At 70.1% G+C, this 24,711-nt stretch carries 23 protein-coding genes; 11 read left to right on the forward strand and 12 right to left on the reverse strand.

Translation table 11 applies throughout. The features are described from left to right. Positions 1-114 precede the first annotated feature (114 nt). From ABLE88_RS05455 to ABLE88_RS05470, 4 genes are all read left to right on the forward strand, one after another. A complete protein-coding gene (locus ABLE88_RS05455; RefSeq protein WP_348830428.1) occupies positions 115-492 on the forward strand; it encodes a hypothetical protein in 378 nt (125 codons plus the stop codon). Positions 493-613: 121 nt separating this feature from the next. Further along, complete coding sequence (locus tag ABLE88_RS05460; RefSeq protein WP_348830429.1) at positions 614-2,824, forward strand: TonB-dependent receptor; 2,211 nt, start codon at positions 614-616, stop codon at positions 2,822-2,824. A 176-nt stretch (positions 2,825-3,000) separates the two neighbouring features. After that, a complete protein-coding gene (locus ABLE88_RS05465; protein WP_348830430.1) occupies positions 3,001-4,389 on the forward strand; it encodes a PepSY-associated TM helix domain-containing protein in 1,389 nt (462 codons plus the stop codon). 140 nt (positions 4,390-4,529) lie between these two features. Beyond that, positions 4,530-4,793 (forward strand): hypothetical protein, encoded by a 264-nt coding sequence (locus tag ABLE88_RS05470; RefSeq protein ID WP_348830431.1) that lies wholly within the window; start codon positions 4,530-4,532, stop codon positions 4,791-4,793. Positions 4,794-4,836: 43 nt separating this feature from the next. On the opposite strand, the gene ABLE88_RS05475 is transcribed toward ABLE88_RS05470, so the two are convergent. From ABLE88_RS05475 to ABLE88_RS05520, 10 genes are all read right to left on the reverse strand, one after another. After that, complete coding sequence (locus ABLE88_RS05475) at positions 4,837-5,976, reverse strand: NAD(P)/FAD-dependent oxidoreductase (protein WP_348830432.1); 1,140 nt, start codon at positions 5,974-5,976, stop codon at positions 4,837-4,839. 110 nt (positions 5,977-6,086) lie between these two features. After that, on the reverse strand, positions 6,087-6,551 hold the full coding sequence (locus ABLE88_RS05480; protein ID WP_348830433.1) for an SRPBCC family protein: 465 nt from the start codon (positions 6,549-6,551) through the stop codon (positions 6,087-6,089). Between the two features lie 32 nt (positions 6,552-6,583). After that, the gene (locus tag ABLE88_RS05485; RefSeq protein ID WP_348830434.1) at positions 6,584-7,285 is read right to left on the reverse strand and encodes an ABC transporter ATP-binding protein; all 702 of its coding nucleotides are present in this window, start codon (positions 7,283-7,285) and stop codon (positions 6,584-6,586) included. After that, complete coding sequence (locus ABLE88_RS05490) at positions 7,278-8,018, reverse strand: ABC transporter ATP-binding protein (RefSeq protein ID WP_510182852.1); 741 nt, start codon at positions 8,016-8,018, stop codon at positions 7,278-7,280. Before ABLE88_RS05490 ends, ABLE88_RS05485 begins: the two co-directional genes overlap by 8 nt. Before the next feature lie 8 nt (positions 8,019-8,026). After that, entirely contained in the window at positions 8,027-9,040 is a 1,014-nt protein-coding gene (locus tag ABLE88_RS05495; RefSeq protein WP_348830436.1) for a branched-chain amino acid ABC transporter permease, read from the reverse strand. A 91-nt stretch (positions 9,041-9,131) separates the two neighbouring features. After that, complete coding sequence (locus ABLE88_RS05500) at positions 9,132-10,007, reverse strand: branched-chain amino acid ABC transporter permease (protein ID WP_348830437.1); 876 nt, start codon at positions 10,005-10,007, stop codon at positions 9,132-9,134. Between the two features lie 25 nt (positions 10,008-10,032). After that, positions 10,033-11,283, reverse strand: coding sequence for an ABC transporter substrate-binding protein (locus ABLE88_RS05505; RefSeq protein WP_348830438.1), 1,251 nt, complete (start codon positions 11,281-11,283; stop codon positions 10,033-10,035). A 31-nt stretch (positions 11,284-11,314) separates the two neighbouring features. Next, on the reverse strand, positions 11,315-13,729 hold the full coding sequence (locus tag ABLE88_RS05510) for a xanthine dehydrogenase family protein molybdopterin-binding subunit (RefSeq protein WP_348830439.1): 2,415 nt from the start codon (positions 13,727-13,729) through the stop codon (positions 11,315-11,317). Then, positions 13,726-14,229 (reverse strand): (2Fe-2S)-binding protein, encoded by a 504-nt coding sequence (locus ABLE88_RS05515; RefSeq protein ID WP_510182853.1) that lies wholly within the window; start codon positions 14,227-14,229, stop codon positions 13,726-13,728. Before ABLE88_RS05515 ends, ABLE88_RS05510 begins: the two co-directional genes overlap by 4 nt. Then, complete coding sequence (locus tag ABLE88_RS05520; protein ID WP_348830440.1) at positions 14,226-15,086, reverse strand: FAD binding domain-containing protein; 861 nt, start codon at positions 15,084-15,086, stop codon at positions 14,226-14,228. Before ABLE88_RS05520 ends, ABLE88_RS05515 begins: the two co-directional genes overlap by 4 nt. A gap of 486 nt (positions 15,087-15,572) precedes the next feature. On the opposite strand from ABLE88_RS05520, the gene ABLE88_RS05525 reads away from it, so the two are divergent. From ABLE88_RS05525 to ABLE88_RS05550, 6 genes are all read left to right on the forward strand, one after another. Next, positions 15,573-16,199 (forward strand): TetR/AcrR family transcriptional regulator, encoded by a 627-nt coding sequence (locus tag ABLE88_RS05525; protein ID WP_348831092.1) that lies wholly within the window; start codon positions 15,573-15,575, stop codon positions 16,197-16,199. A gap of 111 nt (positions 16,200-16,310) precedes the next feature. After that, complete coding sequence (locus ABLE88_RS05530; RefSeq protein ID WP_348830441.1) at positions 16,311-17,096, forward strand: DeoR/GlpR family DNA-binding transcription regulator; 786 nt, start codon at positions 16,311-16,313, stop codon at positions 17,094-17,096. Continuing rightward, positions 17,093-18,214: an ABC transporter ATP-binding protein gene (locus ABLE88_RS05535; RefSeq protein WP_348830442.1), complete on the forward strand. Its 1,122-nt coding sequence runs from the start codon at positions 17,093-17,095 to the stop codon at positions 18,212-18,214. The genes ABLE88_RS05530 and ABLE88_RS05535 overlap by 4 nt, the downstream gene beginning before the upstream one ends. Positions 18,215-18,270: 56 nt before the next feature. Continuing rightward, complete coding sequence (locus tag ABLE88_RS05540) at positions 18,271-19,539, forward strand: ABC transporter substrate-binding protein (protein WP_348830443.1); 1,269 nt, start codon at positions 18,271-18,273, stop codon at positions 19,537-19,539. Between the two features lie 241 nt (positions 19,540-19,780). Then, positions 19,781-20,692, forward strand: a complete 912-nt coding sequence (locus tag ABLE88_RS05545; protein WP_348830444.1) for a carbohydrate ABC transporter permease — start codon at positions 19,781-19,783, stop codon at positions 20,690-20,692. Then, a complete protein-coding gene (locus ABLE88_RS05550; protein ID WP_348830445.1) occupies positions 20,689-21,522 on the forward strand; it encodes a carbohydrate ABC transporter permease in 834 nt (277 codons plus the stop codon). Before ABLE88_RS05545 ends, ABLE88_RS05550 begins: the two co-directional genes overlap by 4 nt. 20 nt (positions 21,523-21,542) lie before the next feature. On the opposite strand, the gene ABLE88_RS05555 is transcribed toward ABLE88_RS05550, so the two are convergent. After that, positions 21,543-22,733 carry an acetyl-CoA C-acetyltransferase gene (locus tag ABLE88_RS05555; protein WP_348830446.1) on the reverse strand — a complete coding sequence of 397 codons (1,191 nt, stop codon included), beginning with the start codon at positions 22,731-22,733 and terminating at the stop codon, positions 21,543-21,545. Positions 22,734-22,764: 31 nt separating this feature from the next. After that, on the reverse strand, positions 22,765-23,532 hold the full coding sequence (locus ABLE88_RS05560; RefSeq protein ID WP_348830447.1) for a 3-hydroxyacyl-CoA dehydrogenase: 768 nt from the start codon (positions 23,530-23,532) through the stop codon (positions 22,765-22,767). A 139-nt stretch (positions 23,533-23,671) separates the two neighbouring features. On the opposite strand from ABLE88_RS05560, the gene ABLE88_RS05565 reads away from it, so the two are divergent. Beyond that, positions 23,672-24,697: an AraC family transcriptional regulator gene (locus ABLE88_RS05565; protein ID WP_348830448.1), complete on the forward strand. Its 1,026-nt coding sequence runs from the start codon at positions 23,672-23,674 to the stop codon at positions 24,695-24,697. Positions 24,698-24,711: the final 14 nt, after the last annotated feature.

The raw sequence follows: 24,711 nt of genomic DNA on the forward strand, positions 1-24,711 counted from the left end.
CTCGCGCGGCGACAGGTGCTAATCCAGAGCCAGTTGCCGCACCTTGGATTGCCTCGCGGCAACCGCTCTTTCGCTGCCCTACAGAGTGGACATGAGGATACCGCGGCCCCACCCATGAGCACGTCGTCGCCCTGGAAGCTCCCTGTCGCGTGGGCCGTTGCCTATCTGCTCGTCATGCAGATGGTCCTGGCCGGATTCGCGCTCGGAGCCCAGGCGGGGCAGGCGCGCGGACAGGCCACAGGCATCCTGTGCGCCGCGTCCGGATCCTCCGATTCCGGCGGCGGCGACAGCCCGCCCGCGAGCCATGTGGACTGCTGCGTCAGCGGCTGTCCCATGGCCGGCGCGCTTTGGATCCCGGCGCCCGGCCAGGCAAGCGTTCCCGCGCCGCAATTCATCGCCGCTCGCAAGGCCCCTCCCCCCGCCGCCGAAGGGCTGGAACCGGCACGGCGGGAAGACCCGCAGTCCGCCCGAGGGCCGCCGCGCGCCGGCTAGACGTCCGCGCGGATGCAGGTCGAGGAGCGCCGGCGCCCGCCGCAAGCGGTGCCGGACGCCGGATGGCGTGCAGCCGCCGCGGAGCCTTCCGCGCCTGCCCCTCATCATCGGACACCACGCCATGCCCCATGCGATTGCGCGCCGCGCCGGCGGACAGCTGAGCCTTGCCGTTCTGCTCGCCTCCACGTCGGCTTTGCCGGCCTTTGCCCAACAGGCCCCCCAGGAGCTCCCCGAGCTGACGGTTCAGGGCGACACCCCCCAGACCGCCGCCGCGGCCCTGGTCCAGCCCGAGCTCGACAAGCTTGCGACCCAGAACGAGACCGGCAGCCTCGTGGGCCTCACGCCCTTCGAGACCCCGGCGGCGATCTCCATCGTCACCCAGCAGGAGATGCAGGAGCGCGGGCTCACGACCCTCACCGACGTCTATAACATCGTGCCCGGCGTCACCGCGGGCAACCTGCCGGGCGAGCCGGGTGTCACCTCGATCCGCGGCTTTTCGCGCGACGCGGTGGGCTATTCGGTGGACGGGATGCAGGTGCCGGACCCGCTCCTGATCTCCCGCAACTATGACAGCTTCAGCTTCGAGCGGGTGGAGGTGCTCAAGGGGCCGGCCTCGGTGATCTACGGCAACGGGGCGCTTGCCGGCACCATCAACCTCGTGACCAAGCAGCCGGTGCTGAACCAGAATTTCGGCCAGGCGCTCGCCAGCATCGGCAGCTTCCAGAGCTATCGCGCAGGCGCCGACTACAATTACGCGATCGGCGAGAATGTGGCGCTGCGGGCAAGCGGCGTCTATTCCCAGTCCGGGGGTTACGTGGACGACACCGATTCCCAGAACGGCGCGTTCACGCTGGCGGCGACGGCGAAGCTGTCCGAGCGCCTGACCACCACCACCGCGCTCGACTATTTCCACGACGATTACGAGACCCCCTACCAGGGCGCGCCACTCATCCCCTATGCGGCGGCCATCAAGCCGTCGGGCATCGTTTCCGCCCCGGGCGGCATGGTGATCGACGAGGCTTTGCGCGACAAGAACTACAACGTCTACAATGGCGAGATGAATTCCACGTCGTGGTGGGCCCGGAACCGCACGGAATACGCCCTCACCGACAACTGGACGCTGCGCAGCGACTTCAATTATTATACGTCCAACCGCCTCTGGGCGAATTCCGAAGACTTCACCTACAACACCGCCACCGGCCTGCTCGACCGCTCGACCACCTTCATCTCCCACGACCAGCAGGTGTGGTCGGAGCGCGCCACCGCGCTCTATGACGGGATGGTCGGCGGAATGCGGCACCGCTTCGCGGCAGGGCTCGAATATATCGACACCACACTCTACTCCCAGCGGCGCTTCGGCGAGACCACCTCGGTGAGCCCCTATTTCCCCCAGCGCGGCGTCTTCCCGGCCGACACTGCGGCGAACTTCCCCACCCGCGTGGACTACGACAGCAAGATCGGCACCTTCGCCGGCTTCGCCGAGGACGCGGTGAACCTCACCGACAAGTGGCTGGTGGTGGGCGGCCTGCGCTACGAGAACATCCAGCTCGACCGCAAGGTCATCAACCTCAACACGCCCGGCACGGATACCTTCGACAACACCTTCAACAGCGTCTCCTGGCGTATCGGCACGGTCTACAACATCGCGCCCGGCACCGCGCTGTTCGCGCAATACAATCAGGCGACCGTGCCGGTCGCCTCGCTGCTGCTGAGCAACCTGGCCGATTCCCAGTTCGAGCTTTCCACCGGCAATTCCGTTGAAGCCGGAATCAAGACCGCCTTGTGGGACAACCGCGTGGTGGGAACGGCCTCGGTCTACCAGATCGAGCAGTACAACATCCTGACGGTCGATCCGGCGAACCCCTCCCAGACCATTCAGGGCGGCTCGCAGCGCTCGCGCGGCGCCGAACTGGAGCTGGCGGTGGCGCTCACCGACCAGTGGAAGCTCTCGGGCTACGTGTCCTACATCAACGCCGAGTTCATGGAGCTCTGGAGCGCGGGCAGGAGCCTCGCCGGCAACCGGCCGCCCAACGTGCCGGAGCTGACCTGGCTGCTGCTCACCAGCTACCGTTTCGACAAGATCCCGCTGACCGTCAGCGCCCAGGTCCAGCATGTGGGCGCGTTCTACACCGACACGGCCAACACCATCGAGGTGGCGGGGCGGACCATCCTCGATGCCTGGATCGACTATGAGATCGGCAAGGGCACGCTGCGCCTGCGCGGCCGCAACCTGACCAACGAATTCTATGCCAACTGGTCCGGCTACAGCCCGACCCAGGTCTATCTCGGCGCGCCGCGCAGCGTCGAGCTGTCGTATTCCGTGAAGTTCTGAAGCCCGAACTGCCCATGCTGTCTCGCGCCCGCGATTCATCTTGGACAGCACACCCGTCGCCTGTCGATGCGTTGGAGCGCGGGCCCATCGGTTGCCGCGCTCGATCGGAGATCGGTTGAAAAGCCCGCCTGTCCCGCGCCAGCCCTGGCCGGGACGGGTCGGCTGGAGATGAAGCCATGCCGGATGCCGTCTGGTCCGCCAGCGCCCATTATCGCGCCGTGTGGCGCTGGCATTTCTATGCCGGGCTGTTCTGCGCCCCCATTCTAGTGATCCTCGCCGTCACCGGCGCCATCTATCTCTTCAACGACGAGATCAACGATCTCGCCTATCCCGAATTGCGCCTCGTTGCGCCGTCGGCGCGCACAGCGGCGCTCTCCACCATGGCCGATGCGGCGCTCGCCGCCTTTCCGGGCGGCCAGGTCACCCGCATGGACACGCCGAAGGAGGGGCGCAGCGTCGAGGTGTTCGTGACGCCGCAGGACGGCCCGCCGGTGCGCGTCTTCGTCGACCCCGGCTCCGGGGCCGTGCTCGGGTCCTACGTCTATGCCCGGACCCTGGTGGGCATCGCCGACCTCACCCATGGCTCCCTGATGCTGGGCCCGTTCGGCGATGGCATGGTCGAGCTCGCCGCGTGCTGGGGCTTCATCCTCACCGTGAGCGGGCTCTATCTGTGGTGGCCGCGGGCCGGGGGCAAGACCCAAGGCGCCTTCCTGCCGCGATGGCGCCTTGGCGGGCGGGCCTTCTTCAAGGAATGGCACGCCGCCATCGGCCTGTGGACCGCCGGGCTGATCTTGTTCCTGATCCTCACCGGCCTGCCCTGGGCCAATCTCTGGGGCGACCTGCTGCGCCGCGGCACCGAATTCGCCGGCATCGGCTATCCGGCGAGCCATCAGGGGTACGCCGTGAGCCTCGCTTCCACGGTGAAGCAGGCGAGCGACGGCGCCGGCCCCTGGACCACGGAGAACGCGCCGGCGCCGCTGTCCGACCCCCATGCCCATCATCACCCCGGCGCAGGCGCATCGCCCGCAGGCGCGCCGCACGCCGCCATCGGCGTCGACCGCGTGGCCGAGATCATCGCCGGCGCAGGCATGCGCGCGCCCTACCGCCTCAATCTGCCGCGCGACGCGACCGGCGCTTACATGATCTTCACCTATCCGGACCAGCCGGAGGGCCAGCGCACGCTCTATGTGGACCAGTATTCCGGCAAGGTGCTCGACGACGTGGGCTTCGCCCACTACGGCATCGCCGCCCAGGCCGTGGAGCTCGGCGTGCAGATCCACATGGGCAATTATTTCGGCCGGCTCAACCAGATCGTCATGCTGCTGCCCTGCCTCGGCATCCTGTTCCTCGCCGTCACCGGCCCCTATATGTGGTGGCGGCGGCGCCCCAAGGGCCGCCTGGCCGCGCCGCGACCTCTGGCGGCGCCGACCCTGAAGGCGCTGGCGATCATCGTGCTCGCCGTGAGCATTCCCTTTCCCCTGGCCGGCGCGTCGCTCGTGGCGTGCCTCGTGGTCGACCGGCTGGCCGCGGCCGGCTGGCGGCGGCTCATCCCCGGCCCCGGCTGAATGCGCAAACATCGCGGCGGACCCCGTCCCGCCCGCGCCGTCGCCCTCGCCCGCTCCCCGCGCGCATTTCTCCAGCCACGTTGAAACGCCTGCCACGCTGCGCCGTTGACTATCAACGTGCGTGGAGCAGGAGCGGCGCGATGGACCAGGACAAAAAGCAACAGAGCGAACAGAAGAAGCAGTCTGAAGGCGGCCTCGTCGGCAACCACCAGGAGAGCAACCGCGAGGCGCCCGGACCGGACGCCGAGGCGTGCGAGCGGGCACCCGGCGGCCTCGTGGGCAACCACCAGCGCGGAAAGCCCGATTGCGAAGCGCCGGCCGCCGAGGCCGCGGCCGAGGGCGCCCCCGCCCGGCCCGCGGCCCGCGGCCGGCCGGACCTGGTCCGGCGCGACGACCGGACTTAGGGCGCGTCCGGAGGCATCACAGAACGCGCCGCGGCGGCCGGGCTCACACGGCGGCCGCGGCGCCGGTTCGGCCCGCTGCCTCCCGCGCACCCAGCCGCGCCACCTCCTCGGCGATGGCCAGGGCACTGGTGAGGCCGGGCGATTCGATGCCGAACAGGTTCACCAGGCCGGCGACCCCGTGGACATCGGCGCCCTGGATCAGGAAGTCCGGAGCCGCACCGCCGACGCCCGGTATTTTCGGTCGGATGCCGGAATAGCCCGGGACGAGGTCGTCCGGCTCCACTTGCGGCCAATAGCGGCGGATGGAGGCCAGCATGGAGCCGCGCCGCGCCGGATCGACCTCATAGCGGCGCTCGGCCACCCATTCCACGTCCGGGCCGAACCGGCCCCGACCGGCGAGGTCCAGCGTCAGATGGGTGCCGAGCCCGCCCGGCTCCGGCACCGGATAGATCAGATGGCGGAAGGGAACCTTGCGGGTGCAGGTGAAATAATTGCCCTTCGCCAGGGTCTGCTGCGGCACCAAATGGGCCGGCATGCCGGCCACCGCGCCCGCCAGAGCCGGCGCGTCGAGACCCGCGGCGTTCACCAGGAGCCGGCAGTCGAGCGTCATCGGCGCGGCCCCGCCGGTGCGCACCCTGAGCCCTCCGGCGACCGGCTCGGCGCCGAGGAAGGGCGCGGCGAGGGCCAGCATGCCGCCGGCCGCCTCCATGTCGCCCAGCAGAGCCAGCATGTAGCCGTGGGAATCGACGATGCCGGTGGACGGCGAGAGCAAAGCGGCGTGCACCGACAGCGCCGGCTCGAGCGCACGCGCCTCGCCGGCATCCAGCATGCGCAGATCGTGGACGCCGTTCCTGGCGCCGTTGGCGGCGAGCTTTTCGAGATAGGCCACCTCTCCGGCGCTGGCGGCGACGATGAGCTTGCCGAGCCGGGCATGAGCGACGCCGTGGCTGGCGCAGAAGGCATAGAGGGCCGCGCGCCCGCGCACGCAGAGCTTGGCCTTCAGGCTGCCCGGCTCGTAATAGATCCCGGCGTGGATCACCTCCGAATTGCGGGACGAGATGCCGGTGCCGATCGCCTCGGCCGCCTCGATCACCACCACGTCGCGACCCGAGACGGCGAGCGCGCGCGCCACGGCGAGCCCGACCACCCCGGCGCCCACCACCATGCAATCGACCTGATCCATCGCACTGACCGCCCTGCGCCAATCGCGGACCGCGCCGGGGTCGCGCGCGACCGGGCCGGGCGGACCCCATGCGCCATCCCAGCACACGCGGAGCGCCGGCGGCAACCGTCTCAGTCCGGGGGCGGGGCCAGGGCCGGCGCGCCCACCATGGCGGCGAAGGTGGAGAAGAACTGGTCGGACAGCTTCCTGGCGGTCGCCTGGATCAGCCGCCCGCCGAGCGAGGCGAGCTTGCCGCCGATCTGGGCGTCGGCGACGTAGGTGAGCACGGTCTGCGCGCCCTCCTCCACGAGGCTCACCTTTGCCTCGCCCTTGGCGAACCCGGCCATGCCGCCATTGCCCTGGCCGACGATGCGGCAGGCGGCGGGCGGATCGAGATCCTGCAGCTCCACGGTGCCGGCGAAGGTGGCGGAGACCGGCCCCACCTTGAGCTGCACCTTGGCCACGTAGGCGCCCTCTCCGGTCCGCTCCAGCTCCTTGCAGCCGGGGATGCAGGCGGCGAGCACTGCGGGGTCCAGCACCGCCCGCCACACCACGTCGCGGGGGGCGGCGATACGATATTCGCCGGTGATCTCCATCTCATGCTCCTTGCGGGAGGCCGCAGGCCGCCTCAGACCGCGCAATAGCGGTCCTGGATGTCCTTGTCGGCGAGCAAAGCCGCGGCGCTCGATTCGTACACCTTCTCGCCCTGGTCGATGATGATGGCGCGGCTGGCGAGCTTCAGCGCCCATTCCACGTTCTGCTCCACCAATAGCAGCGTGGTGCCCTGGTCGCGCAGGGTGCGGAACAGGGCACCCATCTCCTCCACCAGCACCGGCATGATGCCTTCGGAGGGCTCGTCGAGGAGCACCATCTTCGGCCGTGAGATGATGGCGCGGGCGATGGCCAGCATCTGCTGCTCGCCGCCGGACATGGTGGTGCCCTGCTGGTCGAGCCGCTCCTTGAGGCGCGGAAAGCTCTTGGCGATCTCGTCGATGGCCGCGCGCTCGTCGGTGCGGCCGGCGGCGACGAGGCCCAGTTGCAGGTTCTCCCGCACGGTGAGCGAGGGCACGATGCGCCGGTCCTCCGGCACATAGCCGAGGCCGAGGCGGAAGCGGGCATGGGCGCCGAGCGGCAGCAGGCTCGTGCCGCCGAAGGCCACGCGCCCCTCGGCGCGCGGCATCAGCCCCATGATGGCGCGCAGCGTCGAGGTCTTGCCGGCGCCGTTGCGGCCGACGAGGGCGACGATCTCCCCCTCTTCTACGCGGAAGGAAAGGTCGTGCACCACATGGCTCGGGCCGTACCAGGCATTGAGCGCGTCGACCTCAAGCATAGCCATCGTTCTGCCCCAGATAGACGCGGCGCACCTCGGGATCGGACTGCACCTCGGCCGGCGCGCCGTCGGCGATGAGGCGGCCGTGATGCAGCACCAGGATCCGGTCCGACAAACCGAGGATCATCTTCATCTTGTGCTCGACCAGGAGGATGGTGCGATCGGCGGCGAGGCGCTCGATCAGCGCCACCATCTCCTTGGTCTCTTCCGGCCCCATGCCGGCGGTGGGCTCGTCGAGCAGCAGCAATTCCGGCTCGGCGACCAGGGCGATGGCGATCTCCAGCGCCCGCTGCTCGCCGTGGGCGAGGTCGCGCGCGCGCCGGCCGCGGCGGTGAAGCAGCCCCACCTGGGCGAGCGCCGCCTCGGCCTTTTCATCGAGTTCGGGATAGCGCGCGCGGTGGCGCAGGATGTCGTAGCGGGTGGTGAGCGCCTGCGCCGCGACGCGCACATTCTCCTCCACCGACAGGTGCGGGAACAGGTTGGTGATCTGGTAGGAGCGGGCGATGCCGAGATGGGCGAAACGGTGCTGCCTCAGCCCCCGCAATTCCTGCCCCTTGAAGCGGATCGAGCCGGTGGAGGGCGCGAGCACGCCCGAGAGCACGTTGAAGAAGGTGCTCTTGCCGGCGCCGTTGGGGCCGATCACCGCCGTGACCTTGTTGCGCTCGAATTCCGCCGTGATGCCGGCGAGGGCGATGAAGCCGCCGAACGCGCGGCCCACGTCCTTGACGCTCATGATGGCGTTCATTGCTGCGCCCTCCCCCCGCGGCGCGCGAGCGCGATCAGGCTGCCCCAGATGCCCTTGGGCATGAACAGCACGAACACGATGAAGACGATCCCCACGATCAGCTGCCAGTGGGAGGTCCACAGCGAGGCCACGTCCTCGATCAGCAGGAACACGAGGGCACCCACGAACGGTCCAAAGAAGGAGCCGGCTCCGCCCAGCATGGTCATCATCACCACGAGGGAGGAGGTGTGGTAGCCGAGCGCATCGAGCGGCACGATGGACAGGTGAAGGGCGGAGAGCGTCCCCGCGAGGCCGCAGACCGCGCCGGACAGGACGAAGCAGAGGAGCTTGGTGCGCTCCACGTCGAAGCCGCAGGCGCGCGCCCTCGTCTCGTTCTCGCGCACCGCTTCGATGGCAGCGCCGAAGGGCGAATTGAGCACCCGCGAGACGAACCACAGCGCGAGCGCGGTGAAGACCATGAGGAAATAGTATTTCTGCAGCGGGTCCAGAAGGTTGACCGAAAGCCCGCCGATCAGCTCGGCGCGCGCCACGGTAAAGCCGCGCAGGCCGTTCTCGCCGCCGGTCCAGCCCGAGGCCTGGAGCGCGAGATAATAGACGAGCTGCGCCAGCGCCAGCGTGACCATGCAGAAATAGATGCCGCGGGTGCGGATGGCGAGGGCGCCGATGGCCGCCGAGAGCAAGGTCGCCCCGGCGACCCCGGTGAGCATGGCGGGAAACCAGCCGAAGCCGAAATGGACGATGGCCATTCCGGTGAGATAGGCGCCGCCGCCGAAGAAGGCGGCATGGCCGAAGGAGAGCAGCCCGGTATAGCCGAACAGCAGATTGAAGCCGACCGTGAACAGCCCGTAGATCAGCACGTTCACGGCGAGCGCCTGGGACGGCAGCACCCAGGGCAGCAGGCACAGCACGCCGACGGTGAGCGGCACCCGCCAGCGGTCGAGCGCGGCGCCTGCGGACACCGGGCCGCGCGCGGCCAGCTCGCCTGCCGCGGCGAGGTCGGAAGTGGTCATGGTGTGGTCTCCCCGCACGCGCCGGTTTCCCTCACGCCGCAAGTCTTCCTGCCGCAAGTCTTCCTGCCGCAAGTGTTCACGCCCGAAGTCCTCACGCCCGCGCTCCCGGGCGCCCGAACAGGCCCTGCGGCCGCACGAGAAGGATGACGGCCATCAAGGCGAACATGACGATGGTCGCCATTTCGGGAGCGAACAGCGCCGTCATGCTGACCGCGACGCCCACCATGAGCCCGGCCACCACCGCCCCGAGAAGCGAGCCCATGCCGCCGATGACGGTGACGACGAAGGCCTCGGCCAGCACCAGCGTGCCCATCTCCGGGCTCACGTTGCGCATGGGCGCGGCGAGCACGCCGCCGAGCGCGGTGAGGCCGACGCCCAGGCCGAACACGATGAGCCAGAGCTTGCTCACGTCCACCCCCAGCACCCTCATGATGAGCGGATCGCGGGCCCCGGCGCGCACGATCAGCCCGAAGCGGGTCTTCTCGAGCGCGATCCACAGCAGCCCCAGCACCACCGCCACCAGCCCCACCACGAACAGGCGGTAGAGCGGGAAATAGCCGAAGCCGAGATCCACCACCCCCTGGAGCGCCTCCGGCGCCGAGAAGGGGATGCCGTCCGAGCCGAAGGTGATGCGCACCCCCTCCACCAGCACGTAGCCGAGGCCGAAGGTGAGCAGCAGCGGATCGTCGGGCGTGCGCCCGTAGAGCGGACGGATCAGGACCCGCTCGATGAGCATGCCGAAGGCGCCGACGAGGATCGGCGCGAGCACCAGCGCCCACCAGAAGCTGCCGGTCTGCGCCGCGATCCACAGCCCGGCATAGGCGCCGACCATGAACAGCGCGCCGTGGGCGAAGTTCACGATGCCGAGCATGCCGAACACGATGGTGAGCCCGAGGGCCACCATCACGAGGTTCGCGCCGAGGGCGAGGCCGGAGAACAACTGAATGCCTAGGAGTTCGAGGTCCATCGTCCGGTCTCCGGCCGCCTTCGGGTCAGGTCGGGAAGCCGAGTTCCGCGCAGGTGCGCAGCATCTGCTCGGAACCGGGCTCGTTGGCGATGATGTCGAACAGGTCGACCGGGCTCTTCATCTCGGCCTTCGCCTTGGACTTGAGCACCAGCACCGACTGCACCGACTGGTGGTCGCAGGCGCGGTAGTATTGCGGCCCCTTGGCGACGTCGTATTTCAGCCCGGCAAGCGCATCGACCACCTTCTCGGTCTCGGTGCCGCCCGCCTTCTCCATGGCGAGCAGCAGCGCGGAGACGCCGGTGAAGCCGTAGGCGCCGTAGTCGGTGGGCACCGCGCCGTCATAGGCCGCCTTGAAGGCGTCGTTGAAGCGCTTGGCGGTCGGCACGGTGGATTCGAGCTGCCAGTAATAGTTGGCGCCGCCGATCACGCCCTCGAACACCTCGGGCGCGACCGCGATGCGCTGGTTGTAGAGCAGCACCGGCACCACGATCTGCATCTGCTTCTGCATGCCGAAGTCGTTGGCCTGCTTGATGGAGTTGGCCTGGTCGCGGCCGAAGTTGCAGATCGCGAGGATGTCCGGCTTCATGGCGCGCAGGCGCGGCATCAGGGTCGAATAGTCCGGCGTGCCGAGCGGGTGGAGGATCTCGCCCACCACTTCCGCGCCCATGACGGCGGCGGCGCGCTTGAAGCCGCGCAGCATCTCGTGGCCATAGGCGTAGTCCGCCACCAGGAAGGCGATCTTCTGGCCCTTCTTGAAGGTGGCGCGCGCCACCGCGGCGGTGGTCATGTGCGGGTTCAGCGCCTCGTGGAAGGTGTAGCGCGAGAAGTCCTTCACCTCGTTGATGGTGTCCGACTGGCTGATGGACACGTAAATGACCTTGCGGGCGCGGGTCACCTCGTTCACCGCCAGCTGGACCGCGCTCGAGAGCGCGCCGACCACCGCGTGCACCTTGTCCTTCTCGATCAGCTCCAGCGTGCGCGTCGCCGCCTCGCCGGCGTTCAGCTTGTCGTCGCGCACCAGAAGCTCGACCTTGCGGCCGGCGACGCCGCCTTTGTCGTTGGCGAGCTTCACGGCGAGTTCGGCGCTCTTCACCTGGTCCTTCGCCTCCGCCCCGAAGGGACCGGTGAGCGGGACGGGAAAGCCGATGCGGATGGTCTCGGCCTGCGCGCGAACGATCGAAGGCGCGGCGAGAAGGCCGACGCCGGCGGCGCCCATTCCGGCGAGCACGGCGCGGCGGGATACGCTTGAGAAGGGACGCTCTTTGGCTCCGGTCATGTCATCCTCCCGAGTGGCTTTTTGTTTGTGGTCAAATGGTTCCGAGCGCCTTGAGGAGGCGCGCGGGGGTCATGGGGATCTGCGTCAGCAGGGCGCCGTGCGGCGCCAAAGCGTCGTTGACGGCGTTGAGCGCGGCGGCGGCCGAGGCGGCGGTGCCGGCCTCGCCGCAGCCCTTGGCGCCGAGCTCGGTGTCCCGGGTCGGCGTCTCCATGTGGGCGATGACGATGTCGGGCATCTCGCACGCCATGGGCACGAGATAGTCGGCGAGCGAGCCGTTCAGGAGCTGGCCGTTCCCGTCGTAGCGGCATTCCTCGAAGAAGGCGGCGCCGAGGCCCTGCACCACGCCGCCGCGCACCTGCTCCTCCACCAGGAGCGGGTTGATGATGCGGCCGCAATCCTCCACCACGAAGTGCTTCAGGATCTTCACGAGGCCGGTCTCGGTGTCCACCTCCACATGGCAGCCATGGACGCCGTTGGTGAAGGCGAAGGGATAGCCCTTCGGGGCGTAATGGTGGGCGACGGTGAGCTGGGCCTCGATCCCCGGCGGCAGCGTGTCGGAGCGGAAATAGGCGATGCGCGCCACCTCGGCGAGGGCGAGGCGCACCGCGCCGCCGCCGGCGTCCCGCACCGCGCCGTCCACGAGGTCGAGGTCGCAAGGCTGGGCCTGGAGGATGGCGGCGGCGAGCGCGAGCACGTTGGCCTTGAGCTTCTTGGCCGCCTGGAGCGCGGTCTCCCCGCCGATCCCGGCGCCGCGGCAGGCCCAGGTGGCGCCGCCGTGGGGCGTCGTCTCGGTGTCGCCGGTGATGACCCGGACCACGTCGCGCGAGACGCCGAGATAGTCGGCGACGATCTGGCCGATGATGGCCTCGGTGCCCTGCCCCTGCTCGGTCACCGAGATCGTGCAGCGCACCTCGCCGGAGGGCGTCACCGTGATCACCGCGCCGTCCTGGGCCGAGATGCGGGCGCCGCCGACGCCGTAGAAGGCCGGCGTCGGGTTGGTGATCTCCACGAACGCGGCGATGCCGATGCCGCGATAAATGCCGCGCGCGCGCGCCGCCGCCTGCTCGGCGCGCAGCCGCTCATAGTCCATGAGCGCACGCAATCTGCCGAGGCAGGCCTCGTGGGAGAGCTTTTCAAACTGGTAGCCGGTGGGTGAAGCGCACGGATAGGCGTCGTCCGGGATCAGGTTGCGCGCGCGGATGTCGAACGGGTCGAGGCCGAGCCGGGCGGCCGCGCGGTCCATCAGGTGCTCGGTCACCGCGCAGGCGATGGGATGGCCGACGGCGCGGTACTGGCTGGTCTGGGTCTTGTTCTGGAACACCACCTTCAGCTCGCCCCGATAGGCCTCAAGCCGGTAGGGCGCGCCGATCAGGCGGATCACCTGGTTGCCCTCCACCGCGCTGGTGCGGGGATAGGTGGAGAACGGGCCGATGGCGGTCTCGTCCTGCGCCGCGATGGCCAGAACCCGACCGTCCGCGTCCACCGCCGCTTTGGCGCGCACCCGGTGATCGCGGGCGTGGATGTCGGAGACGAAGGCTTCCAGGCGGTCGGCCACATACTTCACCGGCCGGCCCGCCAGCATGGCGAGGCCGATCACCGCCATGTCCTCGTGATAGACGTGCAGCTTGATCCCGAACGAGCCGCCCACGTCCGGCGCCACCACCCGCACGCGGGCTTCGGGAAGGCCGTAGTGCCGGGCATAGATGTCCTGGAACTGGAACGGCGTCTGCGTGGCGTGATGCACCGTGAGGCGGCGCTCGCTCGCGTCGAAGTCGGCGATCAAGGCGCGCGGCTCGAGCGTCACCCCGGTGTGGCGGCCGAAGGTCATCTCCGTCTCCACCACGTGCGCGGCCGCGGCGAAGAGCGCCTCCACCTCGCCCTTCTCGACCACGCTCCGGAAGCAGACATTGTCGGCGAACCCCGGCGCGATGGCGGGGGCGTCCGGCGCCAATGCGCCGTCGAGATCCGCCAGCACGGCCAGTTCCTCGTATTCCACCTCCACCAGCTCGCAGGCGTCTTCCGCCGCGGCGCGGCTCTCCGCCACCACCGCCACCACCGCCTGGCCGCTCCAGGTGACACGCTCCAACGGCAGCGGCAGCTGCGGCGCCGACTTCATGCCCTGGAAATGGTCGAGCGTGCCGACCCAGGGCGTGCAGAGCCGGGCGAGGTCCTCGCCGGTCGCCACCAGGGCGACGCCCGGCGCGGCGCGGGCCGCCGCCACGTCGATGCGGGTGATGCGGGCATGGGCGAACGGCGCGCGCACGAAGGCGGCGTGCAGCATGCGCGGCAGCTTGATGTCGGTCACGTAGGTGCCCCGCCCCGCAAGCAGGCGCTTGGCGCTGGGCCGCGGCAGCGGCGCGCCCACATGGGGCCCGGCATGGGCGTCGGGACGGCCGGCCTCGGGCGAGGGGCGATCGGGCTTGCCGAACACGGTGGGGGCGTTCATCGCGCGCCTCCCTCGCCGCGTTCGGCGCGGGCCGCGGCCTCGATGGCGTCCACGATCGCCTCATAGCCGGTGCAGCGGCAGTAATTGCCGGAGAGGGCGTCGCGGATCTCCTCGCGGTCCGGCACGCCGCCGCGCTCCAGCAGCGCGTGGGCGTTCACCAGCATGCCGGGCGTGCAGAAGCCGCATTGCAGCGCGTTGCGGGCGTGGAAGGCGTCCTGAAGCCGCGCCAGCGCGCCGCGCGCCACCAGGCCTTCCACGGTCTCCACCTGCTGGCCCTCCGCCTGCACGGCGAACACCAGGCAGGAATGCACCGGCACGCCGTCGAGCAGCACCAGGCAGGCGCCGCAGGCGCCCATCTCGCAGCCCACATGGGTGGCGGTCAGCTCCAGCTCGGTGCGCAGGAAGTCGGCCAAAGTGGTGCGCGGCGCCACCATGCGGGCGAGCGGCGAACCATTGACGGTCAGAGCGAGCGGGACGGGGCCCGGGGCGGTCATGGTCATTGCGGCGCCTCCAGCTTTGCGAGCAGCCGGCCGAGCAGGACGCGGGCCAGGTGGCGGCGCAGGCTGGCGGGGATCTCGGCGTCGTCCATGGGGTCGATGTCGCCGTCGAGGGCGCGCTGGGCCTCGGCGATCGCCGCGGCGTCGGGCGCGCGCCCCTCGAGCACCGCCTCGGCGCGCCGGGCGCGCACCGGCGTCGGCCCGACCGAGAACAAGGCGATGCGGACGCCGCGCAACCCATCGCCGGCGCGCTCCGCCATCATCCCGCCGCCGACCATGGCGTAGTCGCCCCGGCGGCGCGCCAGTTCGTCGAACGCCCAGCAATGGCTGGAACCGGCCGCCGGGACATGGAGCGCAATGAGGATTTCTCCCGGCGCGATGGCGGTCTGGTAGAGGTCCTGGAAGTATTCGTCCGCCGGGACGCGCCTGAGGCCCTCGGGCCCGGAAATCTCCATCTGCGCCCCCATGGCCAGCATCATGGCCGGGAATTCGGACGCCGGATCGGCCAAGGCGACGCTTCCGCCCAGGGTTCCGCGGTTGCGGATCGCCGGGTGCGCCACGAACGGGGCGGCGGCGGCGAGCAGCGGCGCGTGGCGGCGGATGAGCGGTTCGGTGAGGGTTTCCGCATGGCGGGTGAGCGCGCCGATGCGCAGCGTCTCCCCTTCCAGGCGAACGCCGCGCAACTGGTCCAGGCCCGCGAGATCCACCAGCAGCTGGGGCGCCTGGAGCCGCATGGCGAGCGCCGGCACCAGGCTCTGGCCGCCGGAAATGAAGCTCGCATCTCCCTGCGCCGCGTCGAAGGCGGCATGGGCCTCCTTGAGCGTGCGCGGACGAACATATGCGAAAGCCCGAGCCTTCACGACGCCTCTCCCCATCGACGCGGCCTATTTGTGACCACTTGGTCACAACATGAGGCCAGCGGCGGGGCGCTGTCAACCGGATTTCCCACACGTCTGCGGAAAAGCTTGCTGCGCCGCAGGAAGGGTCTGTTTCTACGGTGGAAGCCGATCGTTATATTCCTCAGTATATAACGTTGTTCATGAGCAATTCTTGGGACCCATGTCGGGAAGCTGTCCGGAATGGCCGCCGTGTCGCGCAAGGCCGATGGCTGTCATCGCGTCATCCCGGGGACAGGCCGGAGCAGGACGGCCGGCGACCAATGACGGCGGCGCGAAACGGAGCCCCTCCCATCCCCAGCCCCCCGCCCCCCTTGGTGCCGGCGCCGGCTTGCGCTATCGCAGACGAGGCGCGAAACGCCCCGCCGGCGGCCAACGACGAGAGACGCGGTGAAGCCATTGCCCGAGACCACGGCCAAAGCGCCGGCCGCGCGCCCGCCGCGGCGCCACATGCGCGCCGCGGACCGCGAGCAGGCCATCATCGAGGAAGCGGTGCGCTTCTTCGCCGAGCGCGGCTTCGAGGGGCAGACGCGCGAGCTGGCCAAGCGCATGGGCATCACCCATTCCGCCATCTACCGCTACATTCCGAGCAAGGAAGCGCTGATAGAGCGCGTCTACGAGCACGTCTATCTCAGCCGATGGAAGGCCGACTGGGCGCTCCTCGTCACCGACCGCACGCGCCCGCTGGAAGAGCGCCTCACCCAATTCTACCTCGAATATGTGGAACGGGTGTTCGACTACCATTGGGTCCGGATCTTCGCCTTTTCGGGGCTGAAGTCCTTCGACATCACCAGCCGCTACCTCGCCATCGTGCGCGACCAGATCATCCTGCCCGCCTGCGCCGAGCTGCGGGCCGAGCTGGCGCTGCCGCCGCCCACGGAGGCGCCGATCTGCGAGCGCGAGGCCGAGCTGTTCTGGGGACTGCACGGGCGCATCTTCTATCTGGCGATCCGGCGCTACGTTTACGGCACCAAGACGCCGGACGACCTCGCCCCGGTGGTGCGCGACGCGGTGAAGAGCTTCCGGGCGGGCGTCGCCCCGGTGCTGGCGGACATCCTGCGCGAAGAAGCGCGCTGAGGCCGCCCCCTCCCGCCACGTTCATTCGAACGTCATATAACTGACGCTCCAGGGTCAACGAGCCCGTCTACGGTCCGGTCAATGTTCGAATGAACATTTCGGCGGGCGGGAATGAACATCACATTGCGGCAGCACGACATTGTCGACCTCGCCCGCCAGGGCGGCTTCCTGAGCGTCGAGATGCTCGCCGAGCATTTCAGCGTCACCCCGCAGACCATCCGGCGCGACATCAATACCCTGTGCGACGCCAACCTGCTGCGCCGGCGCCGCGGCGGGGCGGAATATGTGGAGGCGCCGCGCCTCAATCTGCCCTACGATTCCCGCCGCATCATCCACCCCCTCGCCAAGCAGGCGATCGGGGCGCTGGTGGCCGGGATGATCCCGAACGGGGCCTCGGTGTCGTTCGGCATCGGCACCACGCCGGAATTCGTGGCGCTGGCCATGCAGGGCCACGCCGACCTCACGGTGGTCACCAACAACCTCAACGTCGCCATGGCGTTGAGCGTGGCGCGCGCGAACCGGATCATCCTGCCGGGCGGCGCCCTGCGGCTGCCGGACCGCGACATGCTGGGCCCGCACGTCGAGGAAATGTTCGGCAATTATCGCGTCGATGTCGCCATCTTCGGCGTCGGCGGCATCGAGCCCGACGGCACGCTGGTGGATTTCGACCGCGCCGAGGTGCTCGCCCGCGCCGCCATGCTGGAGAGCTGCCGCCGCTCCGTCCTGGTCGCCGACGTGAGCAAGCTCGGCCGGCCGGCGCCGGCGCGCGGCGGACGCCTCGACGACGTCGACCTCGTGGTTCTCGACGCCCCGCCGCCGGCCGAATTCGCCGACCTGCTGGGCCGGGAGGCCATGGCCGGCCGGCTGCGCGTCGCCACCCAGGGTGCGGGACCATGAGCATGGCCGCGCCCGGTGCCGATTTCGTCCGCCTCGACGGGGTGACGCGCCTCTTCCCGGGCGGCGGCGGGGTCGTCGACCTGTCGATCGCCATCCCGCGCGGCGGCTTCACCGTGCTGCTCGGCCCGTCCGGCTGCGGCAAGTCGACCACCCTGCGCCTCATCGCCGGGCTCGAGGCGCCGGACCGCGGCCGCATCGCCATCGACGGGCGCGACGTGACCGCGCTCGCCCCGTCCGCGCGCGGCCTCTCGGTGGTGTTCCAGTCCTATGCGCTGTTCCCGCACCTGTCGGTGGCGGAGAACATCGTCTTCGGCCTCAAGGTGCGCCGGGTGGCGAAGGCGGAGCGGCAGCGCAAGCTGACGGAGGCGCTGGCGCTCACCGGCCTCGAAGGGCTCGGCGCGCGCAAGCCGGCCCAGCTCTCCGGCGGCCAGCGCCAGCGCGTGGCGCTGGCGCGCGCCATCGTCGCCGACCATCCGCTGTGCCTGATGGACGAGCCGCTCTCCAACCTCGACGCCAAGCTGCGCCACGCGGTGCGCCAGGACATCCGCGCCCTGCAGCGCCGGCTCGGCATGACGGTGGTCTACGTCACCCACGACCAGACCGAGGCCATGGGCATGGCGGACCAGGTGATCCTCATGCGCGCGGGCCGGGTGGAGCAGCAGGGCGCGCCCGCCGTCCTCTACGAGGCGCCCGCCTCGGCCTTCGCCGCCGGCTTCGTCGGCACCCCGCCCATGACCCTGCTGCCGGGCGCTCTGGTGCCCGTGCCCGCGCCCGCGGGCCATGCGCCCGACCGGCTGCTGGCCGGCGTGCGCGCCGAGGCGCTGCGGCTTTTGCCGCCGGGCGCCGGCCTGCTGGCCGCGCGCGTGAGCGCGAGCGAGTTCCTGGGCGCGGAGACCTTCGTCTATCTCGAGATCGAGGGTGGCGCGCAATTGATCGCCCGCCTGCCCGGCCGCAGCGAGCCGGCGCCCGGCGCGCCGGTGTCGCTGGGCTGGGCACCGGAGGACACCCACTGGTTCGACCGCGACAGCGGCCGGCGCATCCCCGCCGGCCCGGCGCCCGACCGGCCCGCTTTGAGCCCGTCCGCGCCGCCGGTCCCCGCGGTCACGGCCCCGGCTTGACCGCCTCGAGCTTTCACCCGCGTACGCGTTCCCCCAAGGCCAGAAGGACACTGACCATGAGACGCTTCTTCACCGCCGCCGCCACGGCGGCGAGCCTCCTCGCCGCAGCCACGGTCCCGGCCTTCGCCAAGACCGAGCTCACCATGTACTACCCGATCGCCGTCGGCGGCCCGCTCACCAAGGTCATCGACGACATGATCCAGGGCTTCGAGAAGGAGAACCCGGACGTCGCCGTGAAGGCGGTCTATGCCGGCAATTACGACGACACCCGCGTGCGCGCCCTCTCCGCGCTCAAGAGCGGCCAGCCGGCGCAGCTCTCGGTGCTGTTCTCCATCGACGCCTACGACCTCATCGAGCAGGAGCTGATCCTGCCGTTCGAGGACGTGGTGAAGACCGCCGAGGAGAAGGCCTGGCTCGAGAGCTTCTATCCCGCGCTGATGGCGAACGGGCGCATCGATGGCAAGACCTGGGGCATCCCGTTCCAGCGCTCCACCATCGTCATGTTCTACAACAAGGACATGTTCCGCGAGGCCGGCCTCGACCCGAACGCGCCGCCGAAGACCTGGGACGAGATGGTGGCGGCCGGCAAGAAGCTCGCCAAGGACGGCCGCTACGGCCTGATGGTGCCCTCCACCGGCTATCCCTACTGGATGTTCCAGTGCTTCGCGATCCAGAACGGCAAGGAGCTGATGAGCAAGGACGGCGCCAGCGTCGCCTTCGACGACCCGGCGGTGATCGAGGCGCTCGCGTTCTGGAAGTCGCTTTCCAGCGACCACAAGATCTCGCCCGCCGGCCTCGTCGAGTGGGGCACCCTGCGCCAGGCCTTCGTGCAGGGCCAGACGGCCATGATGTGGCACACCACCGGCAACCTCACCGCGGTGAAGAAGGAAGCGAAGTTCGACTTCGGCGTCGCCGAGCTGCCGGCCCACAAGCGGCCCGGCTCGCCCACCGGCGGCGGCAACTTCTACCTGTTCCGCAACGCCTCCGAGGCCGAGCGCGGCGCTGCCCTGAAGCTGATCCGCTACATGACCGCGCCCGAGCGCGCCGCCGAGTGGTCGATCGCCACCGGCTATGTGGGCGTGAGCCCGGCGTCCTACGAGACCGCCAAGCTCGAAGCCTACGGCAAGGAGTTCCCGCAGGCGCTGGTGGCCCGCGACCAGCTCAAGGTCGCGATTGCCGAATTCTCCACCTGGGAGACCGCCCGCGTGCGCGAGGCGCTCAACAACGCCATCCAGGCGGCGCTGACCGGCACCAAGAGCCCGGCCGACGCGCTGAAGGGCGCCCAAGCCACCGCCGACCAGCTGCTCAAGCCCTACAAGCGCTGACCGGCGCTTGGCCTGCGCCGCCGTCATCCCCCGGCTTGTCCGGGGGATCCACCCCTCGGCCGGGCCGGCCTTTTCATCCTGAAGCGCGGCGCAGGCGGCCGCGTGGATGCCCCGGACAAGCCGGGGCATGACGGGCGTGAAGAATGACGACGACCTTGGGTGGCGGCCCCTGATCGCCGTCACCCGCTTGTCCCCAACCCCCGCTTTTTCCTCACCGCCGCCGGCGAACCCCAGGCCCGCAATGTCCGCGACCCGCGCGCTCGATCCCATCGCCTTGCAGCAGCGGCGCCTTCAGGCGCTCTACGCCTTCATGCTGCTCGCCCCGGCGCTGATCCTGCTGACGCTGTTCGCCTTCCTGCCCACCGCCACGACCCTGATCGCCAGCGTCCATTCCCGCGGCACCGCGCGCCGGCCCTCGGTGTTCAACGGCGCCGAGAACTATGCCGATCTCCTCGCCGATCCCACCTTCTGGACCGTGCTCGGCAACAACCTCGTCTATGCCGGCATCACCATCCCGGTCTCGATCGCGCTGGCGCTCGTCATGGCGCTGTGGGCGGACGCGCGCCTGCCGCTGCGCGGCTTCGTGCGCGGCGCCTATTTCACCCCCACCATCCTGCCGATGATCGCGGCGGCGAACCTGTGGCTGTTCTTCTACACGCCCGGCCTCGGCGTGATCGATAGCTTCACCGGCCTCTTCGGCCTGCCGCCCGTGAACTGGCTCGGCCAGCCGCAGACGGCGCTCGGCGCGGTGATCGTCGTCACGGTGTGGAAGGAGGCGGGCTTCTTCATGATCTTCTACCTCGCCGCGCTGCAGACCATTCCCCCCGACCTCAAGGAGGCGGCGCAGGTGGAGGGCGCCGGGCGCTTCACCTATCTGCGCCGCGTGCTGCTGCCGCTGCTGATGCCCACCACCGCCTTCATCTTCATCAATGCGCTGATCAACTCGGTGAAGCTGATCGACCACCTGTTCATCCTCACCAAAGGCGGGCCGAACAACGCCACCAAGCTCGTGCTCTACTGGATCTGGGAGATGGCCTTCTCCTATTTCGACCGCGCCCACGCCGCCGCTCTGACGGCGCTGGTGCTGGCGGTGCTCGGCGCGGTCGCGGTGCTCCAGTTCGCCGTCCTCGACAAAAGGATCCACTACCGATGACGCCCGGCCGCACCCTTCGCCCGGCCGTCTGGAGCGACGCGCTCGATGCCGTGGGCGCGTGGCTGCTGGCGCTCGTCTGGATCGCGCCGCTTTTGTTCGCCGCCTGGGCCTCGGTGCGCGCGCCGGGACAGGCGCTCGACTTCTCGCTAAACGCGCCGTTCACGCTCGAGAACTACCGCGCCGCCTGGGCCGCGGCGCCCTGGCCCACCTACGCGCTCAACACTTTGGCGCTGGTGAGCTTCACCCTCGCCGGCCAGCTCGTGCTGTGCACGCTCGCGGGCTATGCCTTCGCGCGTTTCCGCTTCCCCGGCCGGGAGGCGCTGTTCGTGCTGGTGCTGCTGCAGCTGTTCATCCTGCCCGAGGTGCTGATCGTCGAGAATTACGCCATGGCGGCGCGCCTCGGCCTGATCGACTCCATCGCCGGCATGGGGCTGCCTTATGTGGCGAGCGCGTTCGGCATCTTCCTGCTGCGCCAGGCGTTCAAGTCGGTGCCGCTGGAATTGGAGGAGGCCGCGCGGGTGGAGGGCTGCTCCTTCATGGGCGTGCTGTGGCGGGTCTATGTGCCCGCCGCCCGGCCGGTCTATCTGGCTTATGCGCTGGTGTCGGTCGCGACCCACTGGAACAACTTCCTGTGGCCGCTGATCGTCACCAACGCGCCGGCCACGCGCCCGCTCACGGTGGGCCTGTCGCTGTTCGGCGCGCCGGAGAGCGGGGTGAACATCTCCATCATCAGCGCCGCGACGCTCATGGTGGTGGCGCCCTTGATGATCGCGTTCCTGATCTTCCAGCGCCAGTTCATCCAGGCGTTCCTGCGCGCCGGCATCCGCTGAGGCGGCGCGCGGGCAGGAGCCTATGGCAGGCGCTCGATGGCGACCGCGGTCGCCTCGCCGCCGCCGATGCACAGCGAGGCGACGCCGCGCTTCAGCCCGTAGCGCTGAAGCGCGGCCAGCAGCGTCACCATCACCCGCGCGCCCGAGGCGCCGATGGGATGGCCGAGGGCGCAGGCGCCGCCATGCACGTTCACCTTCTCCGCCGGCAAGCCGAGGTCGCGCATCGCCGCCATGGGCACCACCGCGAACGCCTCGTTGATCTCGTAGAGATCGACGTCCGCGAGCGCCCAGCCGGTCTTGTCGGCGAGCGTCTTCATGGCGCCGATGGGGGCGGTGGTGAACAGGTTCGGCGCCTGGGCGTGGGTGGCGTGACCGACGATGACGGCGAGCGGGGTGAGCCCGCGCTTCTCGGCTTCCGACCGGCGCATCAGCACCAGCGCCGCGGCGCCGTCGGAGATGGAGGAGGAATTGGCCGCCGTCACCGTGCCGCCGTCGCGGAAGGCGGGCTTCAGGGTCGGGATCTTGTCGAGCTTGGCCTTGGGCGGCTGCTCGTCCGTCGCCACCACGCGCTCGGCCTTGCCGGCCTTCACCGTGACCGGGACGATCTCGGCTTCGAAGGCGCCGCTGGTCATCGCCTTCTGGGCCTTCTCAAGCGAGCCGATGGCGAAGGCGTCCTGCGCCTCGCGGGTGAACTGGTAGGCCTCGGCGCAGTCCTCGGCGAAGGTGCCCATGAGGCGGCCCTTGTCGTAGGCGTCCTCGAGCCCGTCCAGGAACATGTGGTCGATCACCTTGCCGTGGCCCATGCGGTAGCCGGCGCGCGCGCGGTCGAGCAGATAGGGGGCGTTGGTCATGCTCTCCATGCCGCCCGCCACCGCCACCCGCGCCGAGCCGGCGGCGAGCAGGTCGTGGGCGAACATGGCGGCCTTCATGCCGGAGCCGCACATCTTGTTGACGGTGGTGGCGCCGGTCGCGAGCGGCAGGCCGGCGCCAAGCGCCGCCTGGCGCGCCGGCGCCTGGCCGAGGCCGGCCGGCAGCACGCAGCCGAACACCACCTCCTCCACCTGATCGGGCGCGAGCCCGGCGCGCGACAGAGCGGCGGCGATGGCGGCGGCGCCCAGCGCCGGGGCGGCGACGTCCTTGAGGTCGCCCTGGAAGCCGCCCATGGGGGTGCGAGCGGCGCCGACGATGACGATGGGATCAGATGCGGTCATGGCTCAATCCTCCCGGAATGACGGACGTGGTTCAGCGCGGTGGCATGCGCAGCGCGCCGTCGAGGCGGATCACCTCGCCGTTCAGCATGGTGTTCTGAAGGATGTGCCGCACCAGAGCGGCATATTCCGAAGGCCGGCCGAGGCGCGGCGGGAACGGCACGGTCTTGCCGAGGCTGTCCTGAACATCCTGGGGCAGGCCCGCCATCATGGGGGTCTCGAAGATGCCGGGCGCGATGGTGACCACGCGCACCCCGAAGCGCGCCAGCTCGCGCGCCACCGGCAGGGTGAGCGCGACGACGCCGCCCTTCGACGCGGCGTAGGCGGCCTGGCCGATCTGGCCGTCGAAGGCGGCGATGGAGGCGGTGTTGACGATCACGCCCCGCTCGCCCTCGGCGTCGGGCGCTTCCTTGACGATGGCGTCCGCCGCAAGCCGCAGCATGTTGAAGGTGCCGACGAGGTTGATGGCCACCGCGCGGGCGAAGCTGTCGAGCCGGTGCGGGCCCTCGCGCCCCACCACCTTCTCGCCGGGGGCGACGCCGGCGCAGTTCACGAGGCCGTGGACATGGCCGAACGCCGCGCGCGCCAGCGCAACGGCGGCGATGCCGTCCGCTTCGCTGGTCACGTCGGCGCGCTGGAAGCGGGCCGCGGCGCCGAGTTCGGCCGCCACCGCCGCGCCGGCCTCGGCGTTGACGTCGACGATCACCACCTTCCCGCCCTCGTCCACCAGCATGCGCGCCACCGCCGCGCCCAGCCCCGAGCCGGCGCCGGTGACGAGAAAGACGTGATCCTTGATCTGCATCCTGTGGTCCTCCCAGGCCGCGCCGGGTCGTTCGCCCAGGGTCGCGGCGATCTAGCCGCCAATCCATATGGCAAGCGATGACAGTTTCGGCATAATTTATCGATCGATTTTGCCATACCAGCGCGCACGCGGAGGGCCGATGGAGCGGCGCATGATTTCCGCCGGTTTCGTGGAGGACGCCCTCGCGGGCGTGCGCCGCGCCGGCCTGCCCGTGGCGCCGCTGCTCGCCCGCGCGGGCCTGCCCGCGAAGGTGCGCGCCTCGGTCTCGGCCGAGCAGTACGGCGCGCTCTGGCGCGAGATCGCCCGCGTGCTCGACGACGAATTCTTCGGCGAGGGCGCGCGGCCCATGCGCGCCGGCAGCTTCGTGCTGCTGTGCCAGGTCATCCTGCATGCGGCGACGCTGGAGCATGCGCTCAAGCGCGCGCTGCGCTTCCTGCGGCTGGTGCTCGACGCGCCCCACGGCCGGCTGGTGGTGGAGGACGGGCTCGCCAAGATCGTGCTGGCGGATGACGGCCCGGCCCGGTCCGCCTTCGCCTACCGCACCTTCTGGGTGATCGTGCACGGCATCACCTGCTGGCTGGTGGGCCGGCGCATCCCGCTGCGCAAGGTGGACTTCCGCGCCCCCGATCTCGCCCATGGGCCGGACTACCGCCTGTTCTTCGGCGCCCCGGTGCGCTTCGACCAGCCGGCGAGTCTGCTCGCCTTCGACGCCGCCTTCCTGAAGCTGCCCGCGATCCGCGACGAGAAGGCGCTGGCCGAGTTCCTGCGCCGGGCGCCGGCCAACATCCTGGTGCGCTACCGCCACGACGCCGGGCTCGCGGCGCGGGTGCGCACGCATTTGCGGGATGCCGCGCCCGCCGCCTGGCCGGGCATCGGCGCCCTCGCCGCCCGCCTGAACCTGTCGCAGCTCAGCCTGCGGCGGCGGCTCAAGGCCGAAGGCCAGACCTATCGCGGCATCAAGGAGGAGGTTCGCCGCGGCCTGGCGCTGGAACACCTCGCCACCGGCACCCGCGGGGTGGGCGAGATCGCCGCCGAGCTCGGCTTTTCCGAGCCGAGCGCATTCCACCGCGCATTCCGCAAATGGACCGGCATGAGCCCGGGCGCCTATCGCCGCGCAGCCTTGGAGCACGCGCCGATCGGCCTGCACCGCAAGCTGATCGGATAACGCGTTCTCCTGCT

Source organism: Xanthobacter luteus (assembly GCF_040049235.1).
In the GTDB taxonomy this organism is placed as follows: domain Bacteria; phylum Pseudomonadota; class Alphaproteobacteria; order Rhizobiales; family Xanthobacteraceae; genus Xanthobacter.

Bases quoted from the DNA above. Each gene is read 5' to 3' on its own strand.
- ABLE88_RS05565 (WP_348830448.1), top strand. From the start codon at position 23,672: ATGGAGCGGCGCATGATTTCCGCCGGTTTCGTGGAGGACGCCCTCGCG.
- ABLE88_RS05465 (WP_348830430.1), top strand. From the start codon at position 3,001: ATGCCGGATGCCGTCTGGTCCGCCAGCGCCCATTATCGCGCCGTGTGG.
- ABLE88_RS05470 (WP_348830431.1), top strand. From the start codon at position 4,530: ATGGACCAGGACAAAAAGCAACAGAGCGAACAGAAGAAGCAGTCTGAA.
- ABLE88_RS05485 (WP_348830434.1), bottom strand. From the start codon at position 7,285: ATGCTTGAGGTCGACGCGCTCAATGCCTGGTACGGCCCGAGCCATGTG.
- ABLE88_RS05555 (WP_348830446.1), bottom strand. From the start codon at position 22,733: ATGACCGCATCTGATCCCATCGTCATCGTCGGCGCCGCTCGCACCCCC.
- ABLE88_RS05545 (WP_348830444.1), top strand. From the start codon at position 19,781: ATGTCCGCGACCCGCGCGCTCGATCCCATCGCCTTGCAGCAGCGGCGC.
- ABLE88_RS05510 (WP_348830439.1), bottom strand. From the start codon at position 13,729: ATGAACGCCCCCACCGTGTTCGGCAAGCCCGATCGCCCCTCGCCCGAG.
- ABLE88_RS05460 (WP_348830429.1), top strand. From the start codon at position 614: ATGCCCCATGCGATTGCGCGCCGCGCCGGCGGACAGCTGAGCCTTGCC.
- ABLE88_RS05480 (WP_348830433.1), bottom strand. From the start codon at position 6,551: ATGGAGATCACCGGCGAATATCGTATCGCCGCCCCCCGCGACGTGGTG.
- ABLE88_RS05495 (WP_348830436.1), bottom strand. From the start codon at position 9,040: ATGACCACTTCCGACCTCGCCGCGGCAGGCGAGCTGGCCGCGCGCGGC.
- ABLE88_RS05530 (WP_348830441.1), top strand. From the start codon at position 16,311: ATGAACATCACATTGCGGCAGCACGACATTGTCGACCTCGCCCGCCAG.
- ABLE88_RS05515 (WP_510182853.1), bottom strand. From the start codon at position 14,229: ATGACCATGACCGCCCCGGGCCCCGTCCCGCTCGCTCTGACCGTCAAT.
- ABLE88_RS05500 (WP_348830437.1), bottom strand. From the start codon at position 10,007: ATGGACCTCGAACTCCTAGGCATTCAGTTGTTCTCCGGCCTCGCCCTC.
- ABLE88_RS05455 (WP_348830428.1), top strand. From the start codon at position 115: ATGAGCACGTCGTCGCCCTGGAAGCTCCCTGTCGCGTGGGCCGTTGCC.
- ABLE88_RS05475 (WP_348830432.1), bottom strand. From the start codon at position 5,976: ATGGATCAGGTCGATTGCATGGTGGTGGGCGCCGGGGTGGTCGGGCTC.
- ABLE88_RS05490 (WP_510182852.1), bottom strand. From the start codon at position 8,018: ATGAGCGTCAAGGACGTGGGCCGCGCGTTCGGCGGCTTCATCGCCCTC.
- ABLE88_RS05560 (WP_348830447.1), bottom strand. From the start codon at position 23,532: ATGCAGATCAAGGATCACGTCTTTCTCGTCACCGGCGCCGGCTCGGGG.
- ABLE88_RS05550 (WP_348830445.1), top strand. From the start codon at position 20,689: ATGACGCCCGGCCGCACCCTTCGCCCGGCCGTCTGGAGCGACGCGCTC.
- ABLE88_RS05540 (WP_348830443.1), top strand. From the start codon at position 18,271: ATGAGACGCTTCTTCACCGCCGCCGCCACGGCGGCGAGCCTCCTCGCC.
- ABLE88_RS05535 (WP_348830442.1), top strand. From the start codon at position 17,093: ATGAGCATGGCCGCGCCCGGTGCCGATTTCGTCCGCCTCGACGGGGTG.
- ABLE88_RS05505 (WP_348830438.1), bottom strand. From the start codon at position 11,283: ATGACCGGAGCCAAAGAGCGTCCCTTCTCAAGCGTATCCCGCCGCGCC.
- ABLE88_RS05525 (WP_348831092.1), top strand. From the start codon at position 15,573: ATGCGCGCCGCGGACCGCGAGCAGGCCATCATCGAGGAAGCGGTGCGC.